This is a genomic window from Actinomadura sp. NPDC000600 (genome assembly GCF_040492135.1).
Taxonomy (GTDB): domain Bacteria; phylum Actinomycetota; class Actinomycetes; order Streptosporangiales; family Streptosporangiaceae; genus Spirillospora.
This window is the reverse complement of the sequence record NZ_JBEUPD010000083.1, coordinates 1-3,495: the sequence shown is the minus strand read 5'-3', so window position 1 is coordinate 3,495 and position 3,495 is coordinate 1. Positions and strand designations below refer to the sequence as shown.

1 protein-coding gene is annotated in these 3,495 nt (G+C 68.0%); it reads right to left on the bottom strand.

Going from position 1 to position 3,495, the window contains the following annotated elements; genetic code table 11:
• A partial coding sequence (locus ABWI07_RS43645; protein ID WP_353822152.1) for a HEAT repeat domain-containing protein occupies positions 1 to 3,211 on the bottom strand: 3,211 nt, incomplete at its 3' end.
• Positions 3,212 to 3,495: the final 284 nt, after the last annotated feature.

Genomic DNA, 3,495 nt, shown 5'->3' with positions numbered 1-3,495 from the left:
GCACGGTGGCGTTTTCATCCTCGGTGGCGCGGCCGCAAAGCCATGCGAAGGCTTCCGAATCATCGGCCCACCCCGCGCCAACCCAGCGCAGCGCGGTCGCCCGTACACCATGAGCCTCGTCGTGGGTGGCGCGGTCGCGCAGAAGGTCCAGAGCCTGCAGATCGCCCGGCCAACCCGCGCCTATAGCCTGCACTGCGGCCCGCCGCACGGTGGCGTTTTCATCCTCGGTGGCGCGGCCGCAAAGCCATGCGAAGGCTTCCGAATCATCGGCCCACCCCGCGCCAACCCAGCGCAGCGCGATCCCTTGTACCTCGGTGTCCTGGTCGTGGGTGGCGCGGTCGCGCAGGAGGCTCAGAGCCTGCGGATCGCCCGGCCAACCCGCGCCTATAGCCTGCACTGCGGCCCGCCGCACGGTGGCGTTCTCATCCTCGGTGGCGCGGTCGCGCAGAAGGCTCAGAGCCTCCGGGTCGCCCGGCCAACCCGCGCCTATCGCCTGCACTGCGGCCCGCCGCACGGCGGTGTTCTCATCCTCGGTGGCGCGATCGCGCAGCCACACGAAGGTCTCGGGGTAACCCGTCCATCCTGGAGCTATCACCCCCGCCGCCGTCTGCCGCACCTCGGCGTTGTGGTCGTGGATGCGGTCGCGGAGAAAGTCGAGCGTATCTGGGGCGCCCGGCCAACCCGCACCTATCGCATCCACCGCGAACCACCGCACAAGGGTGTCCTGGTCGTGGGTGGCGCGGTCGCGCAGGAAGCTCAGAGCCTCCGGGTCGCCCAGCCAACCCGCGCCTATCGCCTGCACTGCAGCCCGCCGCACGGTGGCGTTCTCATCCTCGGTGGCGCGGTCGCGCAGAAGGCTCAGAGCTTCCGGATCCCCCGCCCAACCCGCGCCTACTGCGTCTAGTGCAGCTCTTCGCAGGTCGGCGGCCCGGGCGTGGGTGGCGAGGTCGCGGAGCCATGCATAAGTCTCTGGGTCACCAGCCCACCCTGCACCCAACGCCTGCAACGCAGCCCTCCGCACGTCCCGCTCCTCGTCATGAAGTGCGGCGTTCATGAGGTCCGCCTTGGGTTGAGCCGGTGTTGCCAAAAAGCGCATTACAAAGCGACCTTTGTCTCTGAAACCAGGCCTTGAGGCGTACCAGCGCCGTAGCAGGCCGTGGTCGAGCACCCACCCCCCCGGTGAGGTGTTGAGAAGGGGGGCGAGCCCTCCATGAATGTCTGCTTCCCAGTTCGGTTGTGGGCCCCCGGAGGTGTTTTGGAAGAGCCCGATAAAGGTGAGGGTGAGGGTGCGGCCTCGGGCCGCGAGTTCGGGGCCGCGTTCGATCTCAGCCGCGATGCGCAGAGCCAGCAACAGGTGATGCGGTGGTGTGGAGTGGATGCGCCAGCCGAGGTCGGCTTCCAGTAGCCGATCGATGACAGCTGCCGCGAATCGTGGGGGAATCATTCTGGCCAGAAGGAGGAGAACCTCGGTCCAAGCAGGCTCGGCCCGGTGAGTGGTGTAGACGGAGATGAGTTCTTCTTCGGTGAGTTCGTGGTCGGCGAAGCGCTGGCTGATGTCGTTGGCGGCCAGGTATTCCAGGAAGGCACGGTGGACGAAGCCGTACAGGCCAGCGCCATAGCTGGCCAGGATGAAGTTGCGGTCGCGTAGCTGGGCGAGCATGGTGCGGGCGGCCTGCACGGCGCGTTCGTCGGATAGGCGCAGTTCACGGGCCAGGTAGGCGCGGAAGAGGGTGGTGAGGTCGTCGCCGGGAAGGTGGTTGCCAGCCAACCCGGCTGGGCCGTCTTGCATCCGCCGTGCGACCTCGTGGAGCATGCCCAGCTTGTCTTCCAGAGTCAGGTGTGGCATGTCGGGGTGCTGGTCGGCGAGTTCCTTGTTGACGTCCCATTGGTCGATCAGCAGGTGCACCGCGTGCTGGTAGACGCGGCGGCGGTCGCGCGGTAGCTCGCGGCGGCGGGCGATGATCGACAGGATGGTCAGCAACATCGGGTTGCCCGCCAACTCCGCCACCGCCGGGGCGTTCTTGACCGCTTTCAGCACTCGGTTGCGCAATCGGAGCGCTTCCGTCGGATCGGGGCAGCTGCGCTGGAACCAGGCGGTGACGAATTGGGTGATCTGTTGGCGGGTCAGGTCTTGGAGCATCAGGGTTGTAAATCCGGCGCGGTCGAATACCGCTCGGTCGTAGCCGATCACGCGTGAGGTCACCACGACCCGGGCTTGGGGGTAGCTGCGGGCGAACCACTGGATTCGGCGGGCGATCTGGTTGCGGTGTTTGGCCTCGAAGATTTCGTCCAGGCCGTCGAACACTACGAGCACCCGCCCGTCGGTGAGGCGCTGCTGAAGGAGCTCGCGAGGCAGGCCGAAGCCCTCGCTCTGGTAGAGGTGGTTCCAGAAGTCCAGGAAATCGGCGTCCCGCCACCGCGCGTCGGCGAACTGCCTCAGCTCCACCAGGAGCGGTAGCCGCCCGGCCAGGTCCCCGGCCAGCACCGGTCCCCCACGTGCTCCAGAACCGGTAGCAGCTTCGGGGGCGGTGTTCAGGGCGTCGGCGGCCAGCGCCAGCATCAGGTACCGCGTTAGCGTCGACTTGCCTGCTCCGGGGTCGCCCAGCACCACCACTCCGGCGGCCGCGGCGGCCACCGCCGCCAGTACTGGTCGGGTGGGCCGGTCGCGGTAGGCCAGTCGCGCCTGCTCCAGGCGCACCTGGTCCACGCCCTCGGGCAACTCCGCTGGTGCCTCTAGCGCACCGGTCCCGGCCAGCCTCAACAGCACCTCGCGCGGCAGCTCCAGCAGTTCTGACGGCGGTGGATTGTCCCGTACCAGCTGGGAGACGAACACCTCGCTCAGCAGCATCACTGGATGCTCGTCCTGGTCGGGCATTAGCCGTTCCAGCTCCACCCGCTGGCATCGGTCCCGCAACTGCTGCAGATACAGCCGCAGGGTCCGCTCGGTCTGCGCTTCCTGCTCAGACTTGGCTGCCTGCTCCGCGTCGGCTTCCTGCTGTACGGCTTTGCGCTCGGCGTGCCACAGCCACACCCACCGAAAGGTCAGCACCACCGCGACCAGCGCCCCGGCGATGCCGGCATACCAGCTCGCCCGCTCTACCGGATCTTGGTCCTTGCCTGGCGTCAGGAACCCCCACACAAGCCCGCCGACGACCGCCGCCCCTGCGATCGTCGCTGCTGTCCATCGCCTTTTCGCGCCCCGCACCGCCACAACACCGCATCCTGCCCTCCCCCGCTCCACGAGCCGGGCGATTGCCGGATTCGGTCACTTTCGGCCCACTCGGGGCGGCCTCGGAAGCGACGAGCTCATCTCATGGTGTGGTCCCCGGGTTGCCGCGCAGAAGACCGACCAGATCTCCTGCTGCGGCCGGTTGTCGGTGCCGTCGCGTTTAATCGAGGGGTGGACGTTGGAGAGCGCATCGCCGAGCTGACCGCCCAGGTCAAGCGGCTGAACGACCTGTACTACGGCGCCGGCGACAGCCCGCTGCCGGACGC